The organism is Paenibacillus camerounensis (genome assembly GCF_000723885.1).
Taxonomy (GTDB): Bacteria; Bacillota; Bacilli; order Paenibacillales; family Paenibacillaceae; genus Paenibacillus_AQ; species Paenibacillus_AQ camerounensis.
On sequence record NZ_CCDG010000057.1, the window covers coordinates 17,044 to 41,482 of the forward strand.

Annotated in this window: 18 protein-coding genes; 13 read left to right on the forward strand and 5 right to left on the reverse strand. The window is 54.0% G+C overall.

Features of this window, described 5'->3' with window-relative positions; translation table 11 throughout:
- Positions 1-9 precede the first annotated feature (9 nt).
- Positions 10-966: a glycoside hydrolase family 113 gene (locus BN3772_RS20910; protein WP_042201964.1), complete on the reverse strand. Its 957-nt coding sequence runs from the start codon at positions 964-966 to the stop codon at positions 10-12.
- A gap of 302 nt (positions 967-1,268) precedes the next feature.
- On the opposite strand from BN3772_RS20910, the gene BN3772_RS20915 reads away from it, so the two are divergent.
- The gene (locus BN3772_RS20915; RefSeq protein ID WP_052380625.1) at positions 1,269-3,335 is read left to right on the forward strand and encodes a methyl-accepting chemotaxis protein; all 2,067 of its coding nucleotides are present in this window, start codon (positions 1,269-1,271) and stop codon (positions 3,333-3,335) included.
- 190 nt (positions 3,336-3,525) lie between these two features.
- On the forward strand, positions 3,526-5,310 hold the full coding sequence (locus BN3772_RS20920; RefSeq protein ID WP_042201965.1) for a peptidoglycan D,D-transpeptidase FtsI family protein: 1,785 nt from the start codon (positions 3,526-3,528) through the stop codon (positions 5,308-5,310).
- On the opposite strand, the gene BN3772_RS20925 is transcribed toward BN3772_RS20920, so the two are convergent.
- Complete coding sequence (locus BN3772_RS20925) at positions 5,271-6,479, reverse strand: AI-2E family transporter (protein WP_042201966.1); 1,209 nt, start codon at positions 6,477-6,479, stop codon at positions 5,271-5,273. The two genes, BN3772_RS20920 and BN3772_RS20925, sit on opposite strands and share 40 nt — an antisense overlap.
- Before the next feature lie 290 nt (positions 6,480-6,769).
- Between BN3772_RS20925 and BN3772_RS20930 the strand changes: the two genes are divergently transcribed.
- Positions 6,770-8,149 (forward strand): polysaccharide deacetylase family protein, encoded by a 1,380-nt coding sequence (locus BN3772_RS20930; RefSeq protein ID WP_042201968.1) that lies wholly within the window; start codon positions 6,770-6,772, stop codon positions 8,147-8,149.
- Between the two features lie 411 nt (positions 8,150-8,560).
- On the opposite strand, the gene ilvD is transcribed toward BN3772_RS20930, so the two are convergent.
- The gene (ilvD, locus tag BN3772_RS20935) at positions 8,561-10,246 is read right to left on the reverse strand and encodes a dihydroxy-acid dehydratase (protein WP_042201969.1); all 1,686 of its coding nucleotides are present in this window, start codon (positions 10,244-10,246) and stop codon (positions 8,561-8,563) included.
- A 476-nt stretch (positions 10,247-10,722) separates the two neighbouring features.
- Positions 10,723-11,763, reverse strand: coding sequence for an acyltransferase family protein (locus BN3772_RS20940; RefSeq protein WP_042201970.1), 1,041 nt, complete (start codon positions 11,761-11,763; stop codon positions 10,723-10,725).
- A gap of 196 nt (positions 11,764-11,959) precedes the next feature.
- On the opposite strand from BN3772_RS20940, the gene BN3772_RS20945 reads away from it, so the two are divergent.
- The 4 genes from BN3772_RS20945 (at position 11,960) to mgrA (ending at position 15,365) form a co-directional block, all read left to right on the forward strand.
- Positions 11,960-12,700 carry an alpha/beta hydrolase gene (locus tag BN3772_RS20945; RefSeq protein ID WP_042201972.1) on the forward strand — a complete coding sequence of 247 codons (741 nt, stop codon included), beginning with the start codon at positions 11,960-11,962 and terminating at the stop codon, positions 12,698-12,700.
- Between the two features lie 30 nt (positions 12,701-12,730).
- Positions 12,731-13,495, forward strand: a complete 765-nt coding sequence (locus BN3772_RS20950) for an HAD family hydrolase (protein ID WP_042201974.1) — start codon at positions 12,731-12,733, stop codon at positions 13,493-13,495.
- Positions 13,496-13,528: 33 nt separating this feature from the next.
- Positions 13,529-14,266 (forward strand): NAD-dependent protein deacylase, encoded by a 738-nt coding sequence (locus BN3772_RS20955; RefSeq protein WP_042201975.1) that lies wholly within the window; start codon positions 13,529-13,531, stop codon positions 14,264-14,266.
- 94 nt (positions 14,267-14,360) lie between these two features.
- A complete protein-coding gene (gene mgrA / locus BN3772_RS20960; RefSeq protein WP_042201977.1) occupies positions 14,361-15,365 on the forward strand; it encodes an L-glyceraldehyde 3-phosphate reductase in 1,005 nt (334 codons plus the stop codon).
- 483 nt (positions 15,366-15,848) lie between these two features.
- Here mgrA and BN3772_RS20965 read toward each other — a convergent pair whose 3' ends face one another.
- Positions 15,849-16,706 (reverse strand): AraC family transcriptional regulator, encoded by an 858-nt coding sequence (locus BN3772_RS20965; protein ID WP_042201978.1) that lies wholly within the window; start codon positions 16,704-16,706, stop codon positions 15,849-15,851.
- A gap of 234 nt (positions 16,707-16,940) precedes the next feature.
- On the opposite strand from BN3772_RS20965, the gene BN3772_RS20970 reads away from it, so the two are divergent.
- The 6 genes from BN3772_RS20970 to BN3772_RS20995 all read left to right on the forward strand — a co-directional run bounded on the left by BN3772_RS20970 (position 16,941) and on the right by BN3772_RS20995 (position 24,362).
- Complete coding sequence (locus tag BN3772_RS20970) at positions 16,941-18,119, forward strand: galactokinase (protein WP_042201979.1); 1,179 nt, start codon at positions 16,941-16,943, stop codon at positions 18,117-18,119.
- A 1-nt stretch (position 18,120) separates the two neighbouring features.
- Positions 18,121-19,107, forward strand: a complete 987-nt coding sequence (gene galE / locus BN3772_RS20975; RefSeq protein ID WP_042174603.1) for a UDP-glucose 4-epimerase GalE — start codon at positions 18,121-18,123, stop codon at positions 19,105-19,107.
- Between the two features lie 45 nt (positions 19,108-19,152).
- Complete coding sequence (locus BN3772_RS20980; protein ID WP_042201981.1) at positions 19,153-20,733, forward strand: UDP-glucose--hexose-1-phosphate uridylyltransferase; 1,581 nt, start codon at positions 19,153-19,155, stop codon at positions 20,731-20,733.
- Positions 20,734-20,893: 160 nt separating this feature from the next.
- Positions 20,894-22,057, forward strand: a complete 1,164-nt coding sequence (locus BN3772_RS20985) for an iron-containing alcohol dehydrogenase (RefSeq protein WP_042201982.1) — start codon at positions 20,894-20,896, stop codon at positions 22,055-22,057.
- Between the two features lie 227 nt (positions 22,058-22,284).
- Positions 22,285-22,821: an NfeD family membrane protein gene (locus BN3772_RS20990; RefSeq protein ID WP_042201983.1), complete on the forward strand. Its 537-nt coding sequence runs from the start codon at positions 22,285-22,287 to the stop codon at positions 22,819-22,821.
- Positions 22,821-24,362 (forward strand): flotillin family protein, encoded by a 1,542-nt coding sequence (locus BN3772_RS20995; RefSeq protein ID WP_042201984.1) that lies wholly within the window; start codon positions 22,821-22,823, stop codon positions 24,360-24,362. Before BN3772_RS20990 ends, BN3772_RS20995 begins: the two co-directional genes overlap by 1 nt.
- Positions 24,363-24,439 lie beyond the last annotated feature (77 nt).

Genomic DNA, 24,439 nt, shown 5'->3' on the forward strand with positions numbered 1-24,439 from the left:
ATGTAACATTCACTCCTGACTATTTATTGTAGTAGTAAAAAAGTGCTTGATAACAGGTGCGGAAGCCTTGCCGTACATACAATAATCATCATTGGCTGCCGCCTCCTCCAGCGGATAAAGCTCTGCCGGCCAGTCCCAAAGCATGAAGCCCTGCACCCAGCTGCGCTTTTGGCATGCACTGAACATCGCCTGGTAGAAGCGGCTTTGCTCCTCCTGATCCGGCCCGCCCGGCAGCGACCAGTCATTGGGGATAGCAGCGCTTCCGCTGCGGCTCGGGCATCCGGCTTCCATGAAGAAGAACGGCTTGCCGTGCGCCTGCACGACAGGTTCAATCCGGTCGAGCTGGGCTTCCCAGTCCGTTTCCGGATAATAGCCGCTGGATGATATCACATCAAGAGCATCCCACCAGGTTACATTAGCCTCCTGATACTTGTCGCAGTTGTACGTAATGACACCGGTATATACTTTGCGGACCTCAGCGATCAGCGTGCGCCATTCTGCTTCGCGCCGGTCAGTCTGGACCATTTCACAGCCGATGCAGAACATTTCGCAGCCGGTTTCTTCGGCAATCCTCGCATAATGCAGAATAAAAGCGTTATAAGAGCGGAACCAGTCTGACCATTTGGGCTCGCAAGGAACATCTTTGTCAAAAAAGTTAATATGTGCCCGCCAGGTTCCGTCAGCACAGTTGACGATCGGCTTGAGACAGACCTTCAGGCCAAGTGTTTTGGCCTTGCGGATAGCCCATAGCACTTCATCGTCAGTAACCGTCGGCGCTTCCTGGTAAGGGATATTCGTGGACTGGGCAGTCGCCTGGAAGGCGCTAAAGGCAATGGCTGTCCAGTTAGCACCCGTAACCGATTTCATAAGTTCCATTGAGGTCCCCGCAGCCTTTGTTGCCCATGTTCCGCGTTTGCCCATGAAGCCCCAGGTTACCCCTCCGATATATTCATTAAGCCGTGACATTGTACAACCTCCGCTTTACAAATTTTATCAATAACAAGTGATAATATAAGGTATTTTGTTATTATTAGTTAGCTACAATATAATAACAAAACAATAATTTAATCATACAATTTAGTTATAACCCTTTTCAGTGGTGATTTCAAGAGGGCAAACAGATGAATTAGGGTAGGGATAACAATGATTTTGAGTAATCCTCAGCGGCTATCACCGGATACAACAATATCACAGCATCTGCAGTCCTTTTCGTTTATGATTAATGGCGGCTGTGTGCAACAATAATGAAGATTTGGCGGTGGTTTTTTGTGAGCAAATTAAGAAAAGTCGGCAGCGGACCGGCGTGGCTGAATCCTTCTAAGTCGCTGGGGATGCGGTTATTTCTTTTGTTTTTTATCACGACAATGGGGATTGTTCTGTCACTCGGCTATACTTCGTATTCTGTAGCCAAACATACGATTGAGACTAACGCCCTGACGGCGAATGAACAGACGGTGCAGCAGACAGCGGAGAAGCTGGATGTGATCCTGCTGCGCTTTGAGGATAGGCTGGGTGAGCTGTTCTACAACAAAACGATCAGGCAGGCCGTCCTGTCCGGCACAGCGTCCGGTGCAGAGACGGAGGCTAAGGCAGCAGCGGCTGCCTCGATTCAAGCGGAGCTGGATGCCTGGCTTGAAGCGGCGGGAAATATGCAGGCTGTATATCTGGTGCCGCTGGAGGATAGTCTTCCGGTATTGGCATCTGGTAAGGCAGACAGCGCTTTTATAGAAGGGATGAAACAAAACGGCTGGTTCAGTCAGCTGCAGAAACAGCCTCAGAGTCTCTGGATCACGCAGGGACTCAAGCAGGGAGAGAACTCAGGAGTATTTCATTTTGCCAAATCGGCAGAAGCTTCCGGCGGCAGCGCAGGCTATATTGCTGTCTGCGATATCAAGCCTGCTGAAATTGAAAGCCAGCTAAGCAAGGTCAGTCTTGGAATGGATTCTTATATCCAGCTGCTGACAGACAAGGATGAGCTGATCGCCACCTCGCAGCACCAGGAAGCGGATTCCTATCTGCGTCTGGGCGGAACACTTTTTAATGGACTGAACAAGGATTCCGGCTCACTGCCAACCCGTGATGAACAGGGAAAATCAATTCTGGCGGTATACGGTACGCTGGCAAGCTCGGGTTGGAGAGTGCTCGGCGTTGTCCCTTCGGACAATCTGATCAAGGATGCCGGGCTAATTCTGAATACCACGTATATTGCCGTTGCAGCAGCTGCGGTTATCGCAGTGCTGATCGGCTTCTGGATGGTAAGAATGGTCTCAGGTCCGCTGAACCGGCTAAAGACATTAATGTTTCAGGGAGCCGAGGGAGACCTCAGGGTACGTACCCAAGTGAAGTCCCGTGACGAGATTGGGCAGTTATCCGGCTCATTTAATATGATGATGGAGCGGATTAACGAGCTGGTGATACACACCAATGAGACAGCGCTTGAAGTGCTTGGAACGGCGGATGCACTGGGACATGCGTCCCGCAAGACAGCAATGGCTGCGAAGGATATCGCTTCTGCGACAGAAGAGATTGCCGGCGGAGCAGGCAGTCTGGCGCTGGAGGCCGACCGCGGCAATGAAATGACGGAGAGAATATCCGGCCAGACGGCCCGGGTTATCGCTGCAGCACAGGAGATGAGCAGCACCGCACACCGTGTCGGGCAATCCAGCCAGGAGGGGGTTGCGAAGCTGCAGGAGCTGCTGGTCAGAACGGGGAACACAGGTGTAATGACAGGCACCTTGGTTCAAAAGGTGAACGAGCTGAAGGAGACAGCATCCTCAGTCATTAAGGTGCTGGATGTCATGCAAAACATTACGCAGCAGACCAATATCCTCTCACTGAATGCCACGATCGAGGCTGCACGGGCAGGCGAGGCCGGCAGCGGCTTCATGGTGGTGGCTGATGAGATCCGCCAGCTTGCCGACCAGTCCAAGCGTTCCATTGCCGTGGTCGCAGAGATTACCGAGACTATTATGCAGGATATCAACGATACTGTGAACGCTTTATCTCAAGTGGCGCCGCTATTCTCGGAGCAGATGGCTTCTGTGCAGGATACCAGTGAAATTTTCGTATCTGTGCAGGAGCGGATGAACCAGTTCATTGCCAGGCTGGATTCCGTATCGGATTCCATCGCCGGATTAAGCCAGTCGCAAAAAGGGCTGTCGGAGACGATCGGCAATGTCAGCTCCTTTGCCGAAGAATCTTCGGCAGCGTCTGAGGAGGTGGCCTCGCTCAGCGGTGAACAGCAGAATGTGAGCGATTATCTGGTCGAGCTGTCCGGCAAGCTGGAGAATGCATCCTTGAAGCTCAGGGAACGGCTGGCCAGGTTCAGTGTGTAGAATACAAAGTATATAGTGCTATTGTGGCTGTTCTGCCGTACTCTTCTTTAGAAGGGTACGGTTTTTTTGTGGTTTTCAGGATTATTTTGTATACCGCTGACGAATTTTTGGTATTTACCGGGAAGGTGGGCATAATAAAAGCCACAAGGCCTGAACCGTTGATGTACAGGCAGCAGCAGGGGGAATAACATTGCACAAGCACCTTAATAAGCGTATTGTCTGGAGCCTGCTAATACTGTCGGCTCTTATTGGAGTTCTTGTAGTCAGGTTGGCCTGGGTGCAGCTTGTGCTGAAGCACCGGGCTGTTCCGGGAGCGGCATATACTATGGCACAGATGGCGGAAATTCAAAGCGAACGGGAAACGGTACTCGATAGCGGGCGGGGGAGGCTCTATGACCGCAGCGGGAGACCGCTGGCCGGAGAGACGGTATGGACAGCGGCTTTTTTTCCGCAGGAGGAGACATCGGCGGCAGGAGACAGCAGCAAGCTGAAGCAGCTTGCTGCTGTCCTTGGAGTGTCATACGGCGAGCTTAAGAGCCGGATCAGCGGGCTGAAAGAGCCGTTGCTCTGGCCTTTGGCAGGTGGCAGGAGCCCCATGGCCTTAACTTCCGAGCAGGCGGAGCAGGTGGAGGCGCTTGCGGTCAGCGGTGTACGCGTACTGCCGTATGTCCGCAGATATGACGAAGCGGCGACAGGACGCCAGTGGCTGGGCTATTTGTCGGAGCTGGCACCGGCAGCCGCGAAGCAGTCGCCCACCGGGCTGCGGGTTCCGCTTGCCGGCATGGACGGGCTTGAGAAGACGCTGGAGCCGCTGCTGCAGGGAGTGGGACATACCGAGGTGTATGTGCAGGTCGATGCCCGCGGCAACCGCCTGCCCGGCAGCCCGCTCAAGGTAAAAGCGCCGGGCAATCCTTATTATCCGCTATCGGTCTACACTACGATTGACAAAAAGCTGCAGGAGGGGATAGAACAGCTGGCGGTGGAAGCTGGAGTGAAGGAAGGGGCTGTAGTTGTTCTGGATTCCCGGTCTGGTGACATTGAGGCAATGGTATCTCTGCCTTTATATGATCCGGACCGCATCTCGCCTGAAGGCGGCGAGTGGAATAACCGGGCGCTGCAGGCGGCGGTTCCCGGCTCGGTCTTTAAGATTGTAACGGCTGCCGCAGCGCTTGAAGCCGGCGTAACCTCACCGGAGGAACGGTTCTTCTGCTCCGGCCAATTCGGCAGGTATCACCTGTCCTGCCCGCACGGCAAAGAACACGGCTCCCTCACGCTGGCGCAAGGGTTCGCCGTGTCCTGTAACACCGTATTCGCTTCGCTGGCCGAGCGGCTCAGCGGCGCCCAGCTCCAGGCCGCAGCGCTTGCGCTCGGCCTGGGCAGAGACATCGGCTGGCAGGCCGCGGATACGCTGGGCCAGCCGGTGCTCCGGCCGCTGGCTGGCGAGCAGCCGGGCCGGATCTTCAGCACCCTGGTTCCCGACGACGCCGGGGCCAGGGTGCAGACCGCCATTGGCCAGCGGGATGTAACCATGACGCCGCTGCAGGCGGCAAATCTGGTTGTAACGCTGCTGCATGGCGGGGAAGTGCGGGCGCCGCGCATTCTGCAGCGCGTCGCCTTCCGGAACGGGCAGACGCTGCAGGAGCTGCCCGCGCACCTGGCGCCGGCTGCCGCCGGCGCCGTCTCCAGACAGACAGCACAGACACTGCTGTCCTGGATGCGGCTGGTAGTAACTGAAGGAACCGGCAGCCGCCTGCGCACTGCGCATTGGCCGGTGGCAGGCAAGTCAGGTACAGCCCAGACTCTGGTGAAGGGGATACCACGCAACAACCAGTGGTTTATCGGCTATGGTCCGGCAGATCATCCCCGGTATGCCGTATCCGTTGCCGTAGAGAATGTAGCTCCAGGCAGTCAGCATGCCGCAACCCGCCTGTTCGGTCAGATCTTTGATTTGCTGTCAGGCTCATCCGGAGCCTGATCCGGGGCCGGAGGTTCAGCTGCAGGATCGCCGGATTTCGTGCCTCCGGCAGTTGAAGGCTCAGAAGCGGCAAACGGTGACACAATGAATTCCTCCTGCGGCAGGTAAATCCAGCGCTGCAGATAACCCTGCTGAATAAGCTCTTTGATTAGAATAAGCAGAATCGGCGACAGAATCAGTCCGGCGACACCAAAGGCGGACATCGAGAAGATGACGAACGACAGCATCAGAAAAGCAGAGGAAACGCCGATCGAATTGCCGGTAATCTTCGGCTCCAGCAGCTGACGTACAATCAGCACCACAGCGAGCAGCACAATAAGCCCGATTGCAAGTGAGGTGTTGCCGACGATGAACAGGTAGATGATCCAGGGAATCAGAATGGTCGATACACCGAGCAGCGGCAGTATATCAAATACGGCACATACCAGCGCCAGCGTTAATACATTGCCGGTTCCAAGAATGAGCAGGCCGGCCAGTACAATTACAAAGGTGATGCCAATTAGAATCAGCTGTGCCTTTAGGTAGGACCCGATAGCCTTAAATACATTGCCCTGGACAAAAGCGTAAGCGGTTTTGAATGTCTTGGGCATTTTATCATGGGCAATTTTGCGCCAGTCCTTGATCTCCATGCTGAGGAAAAAGGCGAGAATAATGGCAATTCCGAAATTCCCCATAAAGGAAGAGAAGGAACCAAGCGCTCCAATCATATATTTAAAGAAAATGACCAGCCAGCCTGAGAGTACGTTGGTGGCATCGGTAAAATAGCCGTTGATTTTGTCAGTCAGATCGGCCGGCAGCGCATCAATCTGCTGTTGGAGATATGTAGTGGCTTCGGCAAAATGCTCCTGGACAATAGCCGTATATTTTGGCAGGCTTTCCTGGAACTGCATTGCTTGTGTAGCGATAAGCAGGCCGGCGCCAAACAGAATGCCGAGCAGAATGACCAGGAAGAGCAGCACCGAGATGGCTGAGGCGAAGGGCTTGCCGAGGCCTTTGCGGTTAAGGAAGCGGGCCAGCGGCTCAATCAGCAGGAAGACGAAAAAAGAGAGGAATACAGGTGCGGCGAGCTGATAGAGCTTGCTGAATGCAAGCATAACCAGATACACTGTCAGTACGACCAGCCCGATATCGAAAAATGTTCGCCAATATTTTTTGTACAGCGGCAGCATAGATTAACACGACTCCTTTTTAATAACGTCAAATTGAATTTAGTTGATTTTACGTTTGAGTATGTTCTTGGTTTCTTTTTAGAGAAATTGACAAATTTAGCTTCCATTCATTGTACACGATTTTAATATTAATGCGTCTTTTTCTTTATGACCTGTGTTAAAATAGGGGGTAATGTTTTTTTTTTGCGGAATCTGTCCGCCGGAAAAATGATGAGACATCTAACTGTTCTTCTACTTGGCCGTACCTGTAAAACGAGCCAAAGTCAACTCTGGAAAAGCGGGGAATATACATGCAGACTTTGCTGCTCTGGTTATTTTACATTTCTACCTTTTATGCTTTCATTCCCGGAATGATCAGCAGAATATTCGGCTACCGCGTCTTCCGCAAAGGCATCGGGCGCAGTGAATTTGCCTTGACCTTTGACGACGGTCCAGACCCGCGCTATACACCGCTGCTGCTGGATCTTTTGAAACGATATGATGCCAAGGCGACCTTTTTTGTCGTCGGCTCACACGCCGAGCAGAATCCGGAGATTATTAAGCGTATCCATGATGAGGGCCATCTCATCGGCATCCATAATTATGTGCACAAAACCAACTGGCTGATGCGGCCCGCCACCGTGAAGCAGCAGATTAAGCGCACAGATGACATTATTTACAGTATTACCGGTGTGCGCAGCACGTATTACCGTCCGCCGTGGGGTATCGTCAATCTGTTTGACTTCTCGAAGCGCCGTCAGGTACAGATCGTTCTGTGGTCTGCGATGTTCGGCGACTGGAAGGAAAAGCTGGGTGCTGAGCGTCTGACCGGCAAGCTGATGAGCAAGCTCGGCCCGGGTGAAGTCATGCTGCTGCATGATTGCGGTACAACGCTGGGTGCTGATCCCAATGCGCCGGAGCATATGCTGATTGCCTTGGAGCGCATGCTGCAGGAGGCGGACAGCCGCGGGCTGCGCAGCATTCGGATCGACGATATGATCAAACAGGTGCAAGCCTCTCCGATCATGCGGTTATCCTTCGGCAAACGGCTGCTCGTCGGACTGTGGCTGATCTGGGAACAATGCTTCCAGTTCATGTTCCGGATCAAGACGATCGCTCCCGCTGACCCGTTCCTGCATTACCGGCTGCGCAAGTACCAGGGGGAGCCGGTACAGATGGAGAACGGCGAGCGGCTGGTTAAAGGCGACCAGATTATCGAGCTGCATATCGACAACAGGCAGCTGTTCGAGCTCGGTGTGCACGCCCGTTCTTCTGCACAGCTCGCCATCCGGATGATCCGCCGTATGCAAAAGGACCTGCCGGTCCTGGCGGAGCGGATTGCCGCAGACGTGGAACTGGCAGAAGCCAAAGCGTTATACGGGGTAAGCATGCTGAACCGCGGGCCTGAGAAGTTCGGCTTCATGGTGCTGGATCTGCCGGACGGATGGTTTGCCCGGTCAACCAAGTTTTATCTGAGTATACTGCTCAGCGTGATACACCCGGCCGGCGGCGCACGTCTCAAAGAACGGAGTGAGGTGCTGGTGCCCAAAATGATACTGATGCCGGTATCCCAGCTGCTTGACCAGATGAACCAGCAGCGGCCGCAGAAGCAGGTTAAGGTGCGGGAGCGGGTGCGCGAAGAGGAAATGGCTCTGGAACCGGAGCTTCCGGGAGCGACGGCTGTTCATTAATCTGATTGTCCTTATGGTTTCGTTATTTGTCGGCTAAGCGGATATAATCTGCTTGGCAATCGGTTAGATATACTAATTATCAGGCAATTAATATTGTTATAACTTGAGCAGGATAGGACAGGGGCTTTTGAGCCCCTGTCCTTTTTTGGTTATCCGCAATGCTGCCGTATTTTCATTTTCGTCTATCCAGAAACGTCGTTGTACAGAATACAGCTATCTTTGCAATCCCGGGAAAAACAGGCCTTTTAATTGTACAAATTGCAGTTATTCATCTGGCAGAGCCTATACCTGTAAACGCCTGCATTAGTCTTTCACTTCAGCTAAAAGAGCCACGGACGCGTATGAAGCAAAGGCCCGCACATAAAAAAAGTCCCGGACGCATTAACGTCCGGGACCTGCACACAACAATTATTAAATCTTCAGCACGCCGCCCTTGCTTGCATTGGTAACGAGTGCGGAATAACGGGCCAGGTAGCCTTTTTTGACCTTTGGCTCAAAGCCTTTCCAGCCTGTGCGGCGGGTAGCCAGTGTCTCTTCATCGACCAGCAGCTCAATCTTACGGTTGATCAGATCCAGCTCGATGATATCGCCGTCTTCAACGAACGCAATCGGGCCGCCTTCTGCAGCTTCCGGTGAGATGTGGCCGATGCTGATCCCGCGGGATGCGCCGGAGAAACGTCCGTCCGTGATCAGGCCGACTTTGGCGCCAAGGCCCATACCGACGATCTGGGAAGTAGGGGCGAGCATTTCCGGCATGCCCGGACCGCCCTTAGGACCTTCATAACGGATAACTACGACATGGCCTTCTTTAACCTTGCCGTTTGCAATGCCTTCCAGCGCAGTTTCCTGGGAGTCGAAGCAGATTGCCGGTCCTTTGTGGTAGCCGCCGACAGAAGCGTCAACTGCACCAACCTTGATGATGGAGCCTTCCGGTGCCAGATTGCCGTACAGGACAGCCAGGCCGCCTACCTCGGAGTAAGGATTCTCCAGCTTATGAATAACGCTGGTATCCTGAATCTCGTGGCCGCGGACATTCTCGGCCAGTGTTTTGCCGGTAACGGTCATACAGTCACCGAAGATGGCTCCCGGCTTCTTGAGCAGCTCGTTCAGCACGGCGCTTACGCCGCCAGCCCGGTCAACGTCTTCGATGAAGATGTCGGAGGCAGGTGCCAGCTTGGCCAGATAAGGTACGCGGTTAGCCACTTCATTGATGCGTTCCAGCGGATAATCAATTTCAGCTTCTTGAGCCAAAGCCAATGTATGAAGCACGGTGTTTGTCGAGCCGCCCATCGCCATATCGAGTGCGAAGGCGTTGTCCAGTGACTCCTGGGTTACGATATCACGCGGCTTCAGATCAAGCTTGATCAGCTCCATCAGCTGGGTCGCTGATCTGCGGACAAAGTCTCTGCGTTCTTCAGCTACTGCGAGGATTGTGCCGTTACCCGGAAGGGCAAGGCCCATGGCCTCAGCCAGGCAGTTCATGGAGTTGGCTGTGAACATACCCGAGCAGGAGCCGCAGGTAGGACAACCGAATTGCTCAAGCTCCAGCAGCTCAGCATCGTTGATTTTACCGACCTGATGTGCGCCAACGCCTTCGAATACAGAAGTAAGCGAGAGCTTATTGCCCTTGCTGTCTACGCCGGCCTTCATCGGCCCGCCGCTGACAAAGATAGTCGGGATGTTGACGCGCAGGGCGCCCATCATCATGCCCGGGGTGATTTTATCACAGTTGGGAATGCAGACCATGCCGTCGAACCAGTGCGCGGAAACAACCGTTTCCAGTGCATCGGCGATGATCTCGCGGCTTGGCAGCGAATAGCGCATACCGATGTGGCCCATCGCGATTCCGTCGTCAACGCCGATCGTATTGAATTCAAAAGGAACGCCGCCGGCTTCCCGGATGGCATCCTTAACGATTTTGCCGAACTCCTGAAGATGTACGTGTCCAGGTACGATGTCGATGTAGGAGTTGCAGACCGCAATAAACGGTTTGCCGAAATCCTCTTCTTTTACGCCGGCGGCACGCAGGAGACTGCGGTGCGGGGCCCGGTCGAAGCCTTTTTTAATCATGTCTGAACGCATTTTCTTGGCTGCCATAATTACATTCCCTCCCGAAATTTGTTGAACGGATATAGTGTCGCATTAACGCATTGCAATCCCGAAAGATGCGCATCTGCGGTTTATAGAAAGAACGGGGTCCAGCTTCATGCAGAAGGAGGGCGGAGCCGTTTCTATAAAAAACAATGCCGTATTTAACAGGGTCTAACCAGCCTCCCGAAGCAGGCAGCCAGCCATTGTTATTAGTGAGTCTATCATAAAAGGCCTGCTTTTTCTACCGGGCAGTGTGAAGTTTGTCGGGTTATGCCGATCAGGCTGTGATCTGGATGCAATCGGTTATTGATAATCCAAAGTGATTCGGGGATTACGGACAGAACATTATAATGAAGATAAGTTATACGCAGCCCGAAATGAATTGTCTGAAGCTCTGATTAACGCATAAACGCCCGGCTCCCGGTCAGCGGATAACCGCTTAAGGAGCCAGGCGTTTATAGTTGCAGGGAATGTGGTGCCTTTTAGGGCGTGCGGCGAAGTGCGGCGCGCTGCAGGGTAATCATCCAGTCCACTGGAGGTTCAACCAGCGGGTGCAGCCAGCGCTTGACGGCCGGCCGGGCCAGCAGCACAGTGCAGAGCACGGCTGCGAGCAGCAGCAGAACGGCTCCGGCAGCATTGCCGATATAGCTGTAGATTCCTGAGACCGCAGCCAGCCGGACAACAAAGCCGTGGAGCAGGAATACATACAGCGTGCGGCGGCCCCAGTCGGTCATCCGGCTCATACCGTAAGGCACGAGTCCGAGAAAGGCCAGGGATGCTGCAATCTGCACAGCGTACAGCGCCAGCCGGTAGACACCTGCATACCATTCTGCAGCGCCAAGCTGCATATAAGTCATATTGCCGTACAGCCACCCAAGCGGCAGCTCGGGGCTTAGCAGGATTAGAACGGCCAGGAGCACCAGGGAGGCAGCGGCGGCAGCAGCCTTAACATATTTACGGTATATCCTGGTAAATGCGCCGAAAGAGAAGTGATAGCCGATTACGAAATAAGGCAGATAGACAAAGGTGCGGCTGATGCTGAACCAGACGCCGTCCACCTGAAGATAGCCTACCGCTACACCGGCTGTTACAGCAAAGGCAATCTGCGCGGCAGCAGACCATTTGCCCATTCCCAGCATCAGCAGGCGCCAGCAGGCATGGCTGGCCAGAAACCAAAGGAGCAGATAAGGTGCGAATACGGAATGATGAATGCCGTCTACTTGGAAAAGGGAAGCGTCCATTGCTGAATACAGGGTTTGGAAGATCAGGTATTGCATACCGATTTGCAGGAGTACTTTTCGTCCTGCACCGCCGGCAAGGGTTTTTTTGGCGAAATAACCGGTTACCAGCACAAACAGCGGCATATGAAAGCTGAAAATCCACATATAAAGCCCGTGCAGGCCGTCCATACGGCTGATTAGAGGCTCGATCGCATTGCCGGCAAATACAGTGACGATAAGCATAAAGCGCAGGTTAAGAAAAAAGGCTTCTCCGCGCGACTCCAGCGTGCTTTCCCTTACCATGACCTAACCCCCAAAGTTGCACTATGCAAAAATTTTAACTTAATTTTAAAATACATGATTTTGTCTTGAATTATTGTGAATTCAATCACAACAGAAAGCGCTATCAGAGCGGTTATTTGTGGCGATATGTTGAAGGTTGTTTGATTTCAGTGATTCCACTATAATTTTCGTATGCAGTATTCGGGAGTGAATCTAATTGAACAAAACGATAAAAAGACGCAGAATTCTCCTGGCACTTGCGGTGTTTCTGGTTATTGCAGGTCTTCTGCTGTGGAGGTATCTGACGCCGTATGCGCCGGCGCACAATGCCGAAACAGCGCTGCTCTCAGCCGGTGGAATCACTGTGGAGCAGACGGACGGCTGGATTTCCTTTGAACCTGCGGTCATAAGCGGGACTGCCGTTATTTTTTACCCCGGCGCGCTGGTAGAAGCGGAGGCCTACGCGCCTCTGGCCAAAAGGCTTGCCGCTGCAGGGCATCCGTTCTACATAGCCAAAATGCCGTTCAATCTGGCTGTGATCAAGGGGGATGCAGCGGAGGATATCATCCGTGAGCATCCTGAGCAGTCCTTTGTGCTGGGCGGCCACTCGCTTGGCGGTGTTATGGCTTCGCGTTATGCAGCCGGGCATGAGGAACAGCTTGAGGGTGTCTTTTTTCTGGCCTCTTATCCTGATGAAAAGGGCAGTCTGAAGGACACGACGCTGTCTGTCTTATCGGTACTCGGAACAGCGGATACAGTGGTCAACAGGGACAATTACAGTGAAGGCCGCAGCTATCTGCCCGGTAATACTGTCTATTTCTCCATTACCGGAGGCAATCACGCCCAGTTTGGCAGCTACGGGCCGCAGAAGGGCGACGGAGAGGCAGCGATTACCGAAGAGGAGCAGCAGACCCGCACTGCGCGGGCCATGCTGGATTGGCTGGGCAACCTGCGCTGATTCCCATAGGCAGCTGAGAGGAGGCGGGTGATGCCGCTACTGCATGTTAACAATCTGGCTGTACCTTGCCAGTGTATACTATTCGATAAGGACGGCACCTTGCTTGATCTGCTCGCAACCTGGGGAGTGTGGGCTGAGCTGGTGCTGGAGGGGCTGGATAATCAGCTGGCGCTCATAAGCGGCAGCCGCCCGGCTGATCTGTCCCGTGTGCTCGGGACCCGGCACGGCGCTGACGGCCGGATGACCGGCTATGACCCTGCCGGTCCGCTGGCTATGGCGACTGCTGAAGAGACCACCGGTATTCTGGCCTGGCATCTGTACGATGCCGGGGTACCCTGGAACGAAGCTGTAACCCTTATAAATAATATTGTCAAAGAGGCGATGAACGGGGTGCGTTCACGGCGCACCGCAGTGCCTCTCCCGGGCCTGCTGCCGTTTCTGCAGCAATGTGCAGCAGCAAAGCTGAAGCTGGGCGTCGTGACCTCCGACGGATCCAGGACAACCGGCGAACATCTGGAATGGATGGGTATCGCCGGATTTTTTCAGACTATAGTCACAAGAGACCGTGTCAGGCTTGGCAAGCCGGCTCCGGAGATGGCCGAAACAGCCTGCCGCGAGCTTGGTGTGCTGCCGGAGAATACCGTAATAATAGGTGACAGCAATGCGGATATGCAGCTCGGTAAGGGTGCCGGCCTGCGGCTGTCCGTCGGGATATCTCCGGAAGGCGGCTCCGGTCATCTGCTGGATGCGGATACGGTTATCGCCGGTTATCATCAGCTTGCCATTACAGGTTAATATCTGCTGAAAGAAAGGATGCGTGTGCTGGCTATGGATAAAGTGCAGACTCTGGTTTCCTGGATTAAGAACAGCGGCAATATTGTATTTTTCGGAGGAGCCGGAACCTCGACCGAAAGCGGAATTCCCGATTTCCGTTCTGCAGCAGGGCTGTATCAGTCCGAGCATAACTCCCCGTATCCGCCTGAGGTAATGCTTAGCCGGCGTTTTTTTATGTCCTCGCCGGACATTTTTTTTGATTTCTACCGCAGTAAAATGCTTCATCCGGAAGCTTCTCCGAACGGCGCGCACCGGCTGCTCGCTGAGCTTGAAGGCCAGGGTAAGCTCGAGGCGGTGATTACCCAGAATATTGACGGCCTGCACCAGCAGGCGGGCAGCCGTGCCGTATTTGAGCTGCACGGCTCAGTTCACCGCAATCACTGCATGGGCTGCGGGCGCTTTTATCCTGTAGAGGCAATTACGGGCTCAGCAGATAGTGTTCCGCGCTGCAAGGATTGCGGCGGAATCATCAAGCCGGACGTAGTGCTGTATGAAGAGGAGCTTGATCATGACGTGCTGGTAGGATCTGTTGCGGCGATTGCCGCTGCCGATCTGCTGATTATCGGCGGTACTTCGCTGACTGTGCAGCCAGCTGCCAGCCTTATTACTTATTTTAACGGCCGCCATACCGTCCTGTTGAACGGAGAGTCTACTCCCTATGATCACCGGGCTGACCTGATCATTACTGACCGGATCGGAGAGGTTATGGGAAGGATAATGGAGCAGCTGTGACACAGCTTAGGGGCAATTACAGATTATAACGGCGGCACAAGGTTTAAAATAGGGTAGTGAAGGAATCAAGGTTAGCGAGAGGCAGGGATCGGCAATGGTATATGTGGCTAGCGATGAACGTTACGAAATGATGCGTTACAACCGTACGGGGAGGTCGGGCCTCAAGCTTCCGGCAGTTTCGCTGGGGCTGTGGCATAACTTTGGCGGGATCGACGCCTACGAGAACGGCCGGGAGATGATTACACGCTCGTTTGATCTCGGCATTACCCATTTTGACCTGGCAAATAACTACGGCCCGCCTGCAGGCTCCGCTGAGGAGCTGTTCGGCAAGGTGCTGAGCCGTGAGCTGTCGTCTTACCGTGATGAGATGGTGATATCCACCAAGGCGGGATATTATATGTGGCCGGGTCCTTACGGTGACTGGGGTTCGCGGAAATATATGCTTGCCAGCCTGGACCAGAGCCTGAAGCGCCTGGGACTTGATTATGTCGATATTTTCTATTCGCACCGCCCGGACCCGGAGACACCGCTTGAAGAGACGATGGCAGCGCTTGACTATGCTGTGCGTTCGGGCAAGGCGCTCTACATCGGATTATCGAATTATACGGCGGAGCAGACGGTGGAGGCGATCCGGATTCTGAACAAGCTGGGAACGCCGCTTCTGATCCATCAGCCGCGTTATTCAATGCTGGACCGCTGGATCGAAGGCGGACTGCAGCAGGTATTGGAGGAGAACGGGGTCGGCAGCATTGCCTTTACTCCTCTGGCCCAGGGGCTGCTGAGCAATAAGTACCTTAACGGGATACCTGAAGATTCACGGGCTGCCGGCCCTTCTGCAGCACTCAATGAGAGCGGGATAACGCCGGAGGTTCAGCGTAAGATCCGTGCCCTTAACCAGCTTGCTGTTACGCGCGGCCAGAGCCTGGCGCAACTGGCTCTGCAATGGACCCTGCGGGACGGCAAGGTGACCTCGGCATTGATCGGTGCCAGCCGGATCAGCCAGATTGAGGAGAACATTGCCAGCCTGTCCCATCCGGAATTCTCGCAGGAGGAGCTGGACCGGATCGAAACGATCCTGAAGACCGAGAGCGAGGTTTGAGCCGTTGTCTGCTGACGGTACCAGGCTTAATAAAAATTTTACATGAAGCACTAAGCTGAATAGCGTGCAGGAGTGTCGTTTATTCGGAAACAGCCGGAGTTCAGCTATTGTTCAAGAACCGCAGAGACGCTGGCATTTTCGTCCCAAGTATTTAGGTGGATTTGCGCCACTTATTTTAGGTTGAACCGCCGTTTAGAGCGAAATTAGTATGATTAACTGGCATTTTTCCAGCTAGATTGTTCCAACCCGTGGGGAAGCCAAAATTAGCAGGCGGTTTTCCGCTTAGCTTAATAAGTGAGCACCTAGTTTTATTCCCGTAAGACCGGTAACCCTGAACGATCTATAATCAGCTTAACCTTAGCCCGTTTCCTGAAAGGAGGCGGGCTGTTGCTCTACATAAAGACAGGGCTGGCAGACAAGTATAAGAACGGTGGCATGAACCGTGAGCCGCTTAGGGAACGTACCCGGCGGGCAACGGCACGGCTATTTCTCCCCGTGTCTGGCTGTTACCAGACGGTAGGCAGTCGGGGACTGGGCGCAGAAGCGCTTGAACTGGCGCGAGAAGTATAGTGCATCAGTCAGTCCTACCGAAGCAGCCACCTGCTCAACAGACAGCTCAGGGCGCTCGCGCAGCAGCTGGCGTGATTTCTCAATGCGCAGCTTAAGCAGGTATGTCACCGGAGAGAGCCCCGTCTCCTGCTTGAAAATGCGTGACAGATAGGCACGGTTGTAGCCAAGGCTGGCGCACATCTGCTCAATGGATACCGGATGGGCATATTGGGAAGCCATATAATGAATCATCTGCTTCACCGTGCGCTTGACCTGGGATTCTGCCCCCGGCAGCCGGGACGCAGAGAGATGGCGTTCCGTTGCTTCGCCAATCACAAGATACAAGTAGCCGAGCGAAGTAAGGTGGGCGCTATCCTTGTTGGCGTAAAAAGCCTGCATCATCCCTTCAAGCGCAGCAGGGATTACTGTCCCTTCTGCCGTGGACAGCACCGGCTGCTGCGGCGCGAAGCCTGCCTGGAGCACGAGGCTGTCGGCACCGGCCCCTGTGAAGGCAGCCCAGCGGTAACGCCAGGGCTGCTGCCGGTCTGAGACATAGCTGACAAGCTGCCCGGGGTGGATCAGGAAGCAGTCGCCCGGCCCCAGCTCATATTTACGGTGCTCGGTTGTGAACAGGCCGCAGCCGGATTCAATGAAGTGAAGCAGGTAATAATCGTAGATTTTGGGGCCGGCCTGATGGACCGGCAGAGTCTGGCTTTCGCCGGCAAACAGCACATGCAGATTCTGGTTTTCGTAGTATACGGGATTTGATCCTACGGAATAAGTATGTTCCACGCTGACAGATCCTTTCCATGGGTTAACGCTGTCAATGCCCTGCGTGCAGGGCGGCGGCTTCAGAAGCTGAGGTCCTGCCTGAATAAAGTATAACGCGTAAAGTCACATTTATCCATACATTACACACATGATTGCATTATCAGGGCAAGTCTGATTTTATTATAATGTAACCATAAAGAACGCAAGCAAGCTTCCAAAGACGCAGCGATACAATGAAAGGATGGAGTGGCATTAATGAGCATACAGGAACTTAACAGCAAATTTATCGAGAAGTACGGAGAGAGCACAGAGGAGGCGCGGGCATTCTACGCTCCGGGCCGTGTGAACCTGATCGGTGAGCATCTGGACTACAACGGCGGATATGTGTTCCCGGCAGCACTGGATTTCGGAACAACCCTGATCGTGCGTCCGCGCAGCGACAGCAAGGTGAAGTTCGCTTCCACGAATTTCCCTTACGAAGCTTCCATCGACTGCAGTGAAATCGGTAAAGCAAAAACCGGCGAATGGGTAGACTACCCTGTCGGCGTCCTTGTTGAGCTGGCCAAAAAGGATCTTCCGCTCTCCGGCGGATATGATCTGCTGTTCCACGGAGAAATCCCGAACGGCTCCGGCCTTTCATCCTCTGCTTCCATAGAAGTGGTTACAGGCTATGCTTTCCTGTCCCTGCTGGGCGGAGATACCGACACCGTTGAAATTGCCCTCCTGTCCCAGCGTGCCGAGAACCAGTATGTCGGCGTAAACTCGGGGATTATGGACCAGTTCGCAGTAGCTAACGGCAAACGTGATCATGCAATCCTCCTGATGTGTGACACACTGGAATACAACCTGGTTCCATTTGCAACCGGAGCCTACAAGCTGGTAATCGGAAATACGAACAAAAAGAGAGGTCTTGTAGACTCCAAATATAACGAGCGCCGCAGCCAATGTGAAGAAGCCCTTGCGATCCTGAAGCAGGAAGTACCTTCCCTGTCGTATCTGGCAGAGATGAAACCAGAGCAGTTCGAGCTTCATCAGGACAAAATCACTGACGAAACTGTACGCCGCCGGGCCCGCCACGTTGTGGAAGAAAACCAGCGTGTGCTTGACTCAGTAGAAGTGCTGAAGAACAATGACTTGAAGCAGTTCGGATTGTTCATGAATGATTCCCACGTATCGCTTCGCGACCTTTACGAAGTAAGCTGTGAAGAACTGGATGTAATGGTGGAGGAAGCACAGCGCATTCCGGGTACACTCGGCTCCCGGATGACCGGAGCAGGCTTCGGCGGCTGCACCGTATCACTGGTACATGAAGATGATGTGGAACGCTTCATCCGTGAAGTGGGCGAAGCTTACACCGCAAGAACCGGCCTGACCGGCGAATTCTATGTGTGCGGCATCGGCAACGGTGTAGAAGAACTGGAAGGAGTGAAGTAAGATGGCAATTTTAGTAACAGGCGGAGCGGGGTATATCGGTTCCCACACGGTAGCGGAGCTGCTTGAACGCGGCGAGGAAGTTGTTGTAATCGACAATCTGCTGACAGGGCACCGTGAGGCGCTGCTGGGCGGCAAGCTATACGAAGGGGATCTGCGTGACAAAGAGCTGCTGGCAAAGCTTTTCTCTGAGAATAATATCGAAGCGGTTATCCACTTTGCAGCCAGCTCCCTCGTTGGCGAGAGCATGAAGGACCCGGTTAAATACTATGACAACAATGTGTACGGCACACAATGTCTTCTGGAAGCCATGCAGCATGCCGGTGTTGACAAAATCGTCTTCTCCTCCACCGCAGCGACCTACGGTGAACCGGAAAAGGTGCCAATTGAGGAAAGCGACCGCACTGAGCCGGCGAATGTCTACGGTGAAACCAAGCTTACCATGGAGCGTATGATGGCATGGTTCGATAAAGTACTGGGCATCAAATATGTGGCGCTGCGCTACTTCAACGCTGCAGGTGCACACGCCAGCGGCAAGATTGGCGAAGACCACCGTCCGGAGAGCCATCTCGTACCGCTGGTACTGCAGACAGCACTGGGACAGCGTGAGAGCATCGCGGTCTTCGGAGATGACTATCCGACTGAAGACGGAACCTGTGTACGTGACTATATCCATGTCAGCGATCTGGCGGATGCCCATATCCGTGCGGTAACGTACCTGCGCAGCGGCAGTGCCAGCAATGTATTCAACCTCGGGAACGGACTGGGCTTCTCGGTGAAGCAGGTTATCGAATCGGCCCGTAAGGTAACCGGCCGTGACATTCCGGTTGTTACCCAGGAACGCCGCGCCGGCGACCCGGCAGTGCTGGTAGCTTCCTCGGCCAAAGCACGCTCGGTGCTGGGCTGGAATCCGCAGAAGGCAGATATTGAAGAAATTATCCAGAGCGCCTGGAACTGGCATTCGGCCAACCCGCAGGGCTACGGAGAATAATACAGATAAGAGGCTACACCTGAATAAGGAGAATGGAGAGTTAACATGTCTAACGATAATACTGCCGCTCCCGCTGCGGAGCAGGCGCTGTATGCCATCGAACAGCTCGTCCTGTTCGCGCAGCACCAGCAGCTGATTCAGCCTGCGGATGTGGATTACAGCCGCAATGAGCTGCTGGACCAGTTCGGCTTCAGCGAGCCTTACCTCGAAGCGTTCAGTGAGGCTCCGCTCGAAAGCCCGCAGGCTCCGCTTGATGTGCTGATCGATTATGGCTTCACGATTGGCCTCATCCCTGAGAACACCGACACGTACCGGGACCTGCTGGATGCCAAAATCATGGGCCTGCTGATGGCACGCCCGTCGGAGGTCAATGCCGAATTCAAGAGCCTTGCGGCTGAGCAGGGAATTGCAGCGGCTACAGACCGCTTCTACAAGCTCAGCATAGATTCTAACTACATCCGGATGGACCGCGTCGCCAAGAATGTCTACTGGCTGCAGGATTCGCCGTATGGCGATATCGAGATGACGATCAACCTGTCCAAGCCGGAGAAAAGCCCGAAGGAAATTGCGATGGCCCGGCTGCTTCCGCCGCCGGTCTATCCGAAATGCCAGCTCTGCCGCGAGAATGTCGGCTATGCCGGCCGGGTCAACCACCCGCCGCGCCAGAACCTGCGCATCATTCCGCTTGAGCTGAACAAAGAGAAATGGTTCTTCCAGTACTCGCCTTACGTCTATTATAACGAGCACTGCATCGTGTTCCATCACGATCATGTTCCGATGAAGCTGACGAAGGACACGCTGAAGCGTCTGCTTGCTTTTGTTGAATCGTTCCCGCATTATTTCATCGGCTCCAATGCCGATCTGCCGATTGTCGGCGGTTCCATTCTGACTCACGACCATTTCCAGGGCGGGCGGCATTCGTTCCCGATACAGAAAGCGCCTAAGGAGGACAGCTATAATCATCCGGCTTATCCCGGCGTGAGCCTGAGTATCGTGAAATGGCCGATGTCTGTGCTGCGTCTTGGCGGAAATGATCCATCGGTGCTGCTGGAATGCGGAAATGCGCTGTACGAAGCCTGGAAGGGCTACAGTGATCCAGAAGCCGATGTACTGGCATTCAGCGATGTTGATGGTGTGCAGACACCGCACAATACCGTTACGCCGATCGTACGCCGGTCTGAAGACGGCGGCTTCGAGATGGATCTGGTGCTGCGCAACAACCGGACCAGTGAAGAATACCCGGAAGGGATCTTCCATCCGCACCGCGAAATGCACCATATCAAGAAGGAGAATATCGGCCTGATTGAGGTTATGGGTCTGGCCATTCTTCCGGGCCGCCTGAAGGAAGAGCTTGATGCCGTAGCCGGTATTCTTGCCGGAGATAAGGCACTGCTTGAGGCAGTCAAGACAGTGGGGGGGCATGCGCTGGCGCTGCACGCCTTCTGGATTGATGAGCTGGTTGAACGCTTTGGAACAGGCCTTAGCCGTGAAGAAGCCGTCAAAACAGTCCAGAACGAGGTGGGCACCAAGTTCACGCATATTCTGGAGCATGCCGGAGTATACAAACGGACACCTGAAGGCCAGGCTGCCTTCCGCCGGTTCGTGAAAAGCTTTGGCGCACAATAATTAATAGCTAACGGGAATGCCCCGGCCTCTTAAGGCCCGGGGCATTTCTTTTTCCTGCCCCGGGAGGAGAATTATCCCAGAAGCGATTTGTATGCAGCACGCCGGAGGTCTATAATATAGTCCTGCATTCAATTTTTGAAATTAACGGAGGTAAAGACATATGCGCAAGTTTGAATTTTATAATCCGACCAAACTGATTTTTGGACAAGGTACGCTGGAGGCACTGCGGACGGAAGTACCGAAGTACGGCAAGAATGTACTGCTCATGTACGGAGGCGGCAGCATCAAGCGCAGCGGGCTTTATGACAATGTGCTAGCCGAGCTGAGTGCGGCCGGAGCAGTGGTTACCGAGCTGGCCGGTGTGGAGCCTAATCCGCGCTTGTCGACGGTACATAAAGGCGTGGAGCTGTGCCGCGGGCATAATATTGATCTCATTCTTGCTGTCGGCGGCGGAAGTGTGCTGGACTGTGCCAAAGCTGTAGCGGTTGGAGCGAAGTACGACGGGGATATGTGGGACTTCGTTGAACGTAAAGCGGCTCCGCAGGCCGCCCTCCCGCTGGGTACAGTGCTGACCATGGCGGCAACAGGCTCAGAGATGAATAACGGCTCGGTAATCACTAATGAAGTTACGAAGGAAAAAATGGGCTGGGGCAGCGTTCATGCCTATCCGGCCTTCTCGATTCTTGATCCGGTGAACACCTTCTCCCTGCCGCGCGACCAGACGGTATACGGGATGGTTGACATCATGTCTCATACCCTTGAGCATTACTTCCACACCGACACCAATACGCCGCTGCAGGACGGCTTCTGTGAAGCGCTGCTGCGCACAGTCATCGATGCGGCGCCTAAGCTGATCGGGGATCTGGAGAATTATGAGCTGCGTGAGACGATTATGTACTGCGGTACGATGGCGCTGAACGGTATGGTCAGCATGGGCTTCGCCGGTGACTGGGCTACCCACAACATTGAGCATGCTGTATCGGCCGTATATGATATCCCGCATGGCGGCGGTCTGGCTATCCTGTTCCCGCAGTGGATGAAATATAACCTCAGCGTAAGTCCGGCACGTTTCCGCCAGCTTGCCGTGAATGTATTTGGAGTAGACGCTTCCGGTAAAACGGATGAGGAAGCCGGTCTTGAAGGCATTGAGGCATTGCGCAGCTTCTGGGATTCTATCGGTGCTCCGAAGACGCTTGGCGATTATGACATCGACGACAGCGAAATCGGCAGCATGGCCGATAAGGCGGTCCGCTTCGGACCGTTCGGTAACTTCCGCAAGCTGCAGCGTGACGATGTTGTAGAGATCTATAAGATGTCGCTGTAATAAGAGCAAAATGTAATTAATAATGAAAGAGGTCCGCAGGCCGTTATGAACGATAACGGCTCCACGGACCTCTTTCTGTGTAATTTTGCAAAGACCCGTCCGGCATTGAACGTACGCATGCTGGAGACATTAATGAGATAAAAATCCAACTTTGTGAAACCAAGGACATGGTTTGTGCGTTTATAGTAGTATGACAGTCCGTAATTACAAGACGGGAGGAGAAAATTATGCAAACGCTATACTTGGGCTGTTTGGCGCTGGGCGTAATTTTTGCGGCAGTTAGTGTCCTGTTCGGGGATCTGATCGGGGATGCCCTGGACGGGGTTCTTGATCTTGTTTCATTTGATTTTTTGAACCCTACAGTACTGGCCGGGGGCATTACTGTTTTTGGAGGAGCAGGCGTTATGCTGACACGCTACAGCGGACTGGAAGACGGTGCCATTCTTGCCTTGTCTCTGCTGATAGCGGCCTTTATGTCGGTACTCATGTTCCTTGCAGTTATTAAGCCAATGGATAAAAGCGAGGTGTCCACCGGCTTCTCCATGGGTGATCTGCCCGGCAGAATCGGTGAAATCACGGTGCCGGTTCCCGCAGTAGGCTATGGTGAGATTATGGTGAAGTTCGGCGCAGGCAACAGCCTGCATACGGCGGCCAGCTTCGAGCAGCTTCCGCTGCCGGCAGGCAGCAAGGTGGTTATCGTCGAAGTGAAGGAAGGCGTTGCAATGGTTACTGAATTCGAAGAGAGAATAGGAGCGGGTGTATAATGTTCAATTTAGCTGATTATGATTTCTTGTTGATTCCTGTTGTAGTTATTGCTGTTCTGTTTGTACTGGCTATTGCCTTCTGGGCACGGTACAAGACTGTCGGACCTGATGAAGGCATGATCGTTACCGGTTCGTTCCTTGGCAAAAATCATATTTCTGATGACGGTTCCGGCCGCAAAATCAAAATCGTCCGCGGCGGCGGTGCCTTTATTCTTCCTGTATTCCAGAAAGCCGAGTTCATGTCTCTGCTCTCCCATAAACTCGATGTAACTACACCGGAAGTATATACGGAGCAAGGGGTTCCGGTCATTGCCGACGGTGTGGCGATTATCAAGGTAGGCAGCTCGACTGAGGATGTTGCGACGGCCGCCGAGCAGTTCATGGGCAAGCCGATTGATGCGCTCAAGAGCGAAGCCCAGGAAGTGCTGGAGGGCCATCTGCGGGCCATTCTCGGCTCAATGACTGTTGAAGAGGTGTACCGCAACCGTGACCGTTTTGCCCAGGAGGTTCAGGGGGTTGCGGCGCGCGATCTGAAGAAGATGGGGCTGCAGATTGTTTCCTTTACGATTAAGGATGTACGCGATAAGCACGGTTACCTTGAAGCATTGGGTAAACCGCGGATCGCTGCAGTAAAGCGGGATGCGGAAATCGCCGAAGCTGAAGCAGTCCGGGATGCCCGGATTCAAAAGGCAAGCGCCGAGGAGCAGGGGCAGAAGGCGGAGCTGCTGCGTGATACGAACATTGCCGAAGCGTCCAAGGACAATCAGCTGAAGGTTGCCGCGTTTAAGCGCGACCAGGATACGGCGAAGGCGGAAGCCGACCAGGCGTACCACATCCAGGAAGCCCGTGCTAAGCAGACCGTAGTAGAGGAACAGATGAAGGTGGAGCTGGTCCGCAAGGAGCGCGAAATCGATCTGCAAGGAAAGGAAATCCAGGTCCGCGAGAAGCAGTATGATGCGGAAGTGAAGAAGAAAGCGGAGGCTGACCGTTACGCTGTAGAGCAGGCGGCAGAAGCAGATAAGGCAAAACGTATGCGTGAAGCGGATGCTCTCCAATATAGTATTGAAACTCAAGCAAAAGCGACCTCAGAGCAGAAACGGCTTGAAGGCCAGGCGATGGCGGATGCCGAGCTGGCCAAAGGTAAAGCGGAAGCCGAGGTTATCCGGGCACGCGGTCTTGCCGAAGCGGAAGCCAAGGAGAAGCTGGCTGAAGCCTTCCAGAAGTTCGGCGAAGCGGCTGTGCTCGACATTATCGTCAAGATGCTGCCAGAGCTGGCCGGCAAGATTGCTGAGCCGATCTCGGCAATTGACAAGCTTACGGTCGTGGATACCGGCAACGGCGAAGGCGCAGCGCGGGTAAGCAATTATGTGACCCAACTGATGGCGACTGCTCCGGAAATGCTGAAGAGCGTCTCCGGCATTGACGTAGAGGCGCTGATCAAGGGACTGACCCAGAAGTCTGTACCTGCAACAGCAGTCAGCACCGTTCAGGCAGTTCCGCACAGTCCCGCAGCAGGCATTGAGCCTAAGGACCAGGCATAGATACCGGTAAGGTACAATAAGGACTGTACAGACTTTCCGGCATGAACGTGATTTAAGCATCAGCACGTCTCTACACA

Excerpts from the sequence above, each read along its gene's own strand:
- BN3772_RS20910 (WP_042201964.1), bottom strand. The coding sequence starts at position 966 with ATGTCACGGCTTAATGAATATATCGGAGGGGTAACCTGGGGCTTCATG.
- BN3772_RS20925 (WP_042201966.1), bottom strand. The coding sequence starts at position 6,479 with ATGCTGCCGCTGTACAAAAAATATTGGCGAACATTTTTCGATATCGGG.
- BN3772_RS20930 (WP_042201968.1), top strand. The coding sequence starts at position 6,770 with ATGCAGACTTTGCTGCTCTGGTTATTTTACATTTCTACCTTTTATGCT.
- ilvD (WP_042201969.1), bottom strand. The coding sequence starts at position 10,246 with ATGGCAGCCAAGAAAATGCGTTCAGACATGATTAAAAAAGGCTTCGAC.
- BN3772_RS20940 (WP_042201970.1), bottom strand. The coding sequence starts at position 11,763 with ATGGTAAGGGAAAGCACGCTGGAGTCGCGCGGAGAAGCCTTTTTTCTT.
- BN3772_RS20950 (WP_042201974.1), top strand. The coding sequence starts at position 12,731 with ATGCCGCTACTGCATGTTAACAATCTGGCTGTACCTTGCCAGTGTATA.
- BN3772_RS20955 (WP_042201975.1), top strand. The coding sequence starts at position 13,529 with ATGGATAAAGTGCAGACTCTGGTTTCCTGGATTAAGAACAGCGGCAAT.
- mgrA (WP_042201977.1), top strand. The coding sequence starts at position 14,361 with ATGGTATATGTGGCTAGCGATGAACGTTACGAAATGATGCGTTACAAC.
- BN3772_RS20970 (WP_042201979.1), top strand. The coding sequence starts at position 16,941 with ATGAGCATACAGGAACTTAACAGCAAATTTATCGAGAAGTACGGAGAG.
- galE (WP_042174603.1), top strand. The coding sequence starts at position 18,121 with ATGGCAATTTTAGTAACAGGCGGAGCGGGGTATATCGGTTCCCACACG.
- BN3772_RS20980 (WP_042201981.1), top strand. The coding sequence starts at position 19,153 with ATGTCTAACGATAATACTGCCGCTCCCGCTGCGGAGCAGGCGCTGTAT.
- BN3772_RS20985 (WP_042201982.1), top strand. The coding sequence starts at position 20,894 with ATGCGCAAGTTTGAATTTTATAATCCGACCAAACTGATTTTTGGACAA.
- BN3772_RS20990 (WP_042201983.1), top strand. The coding sequence starts at position 22,285 with ATGCAAACGCTATACTTGGGCTGTTTGGCGCTGGGCGTAATTTTTGCG.
- BN3772_RS20995 (WP_042201984.1), top strand. The coding sequence starts at position 22,821 with ATGTTCAATTTAGCTGATTATGATTTCTTGTTGATTCCTGTTGTAGTT.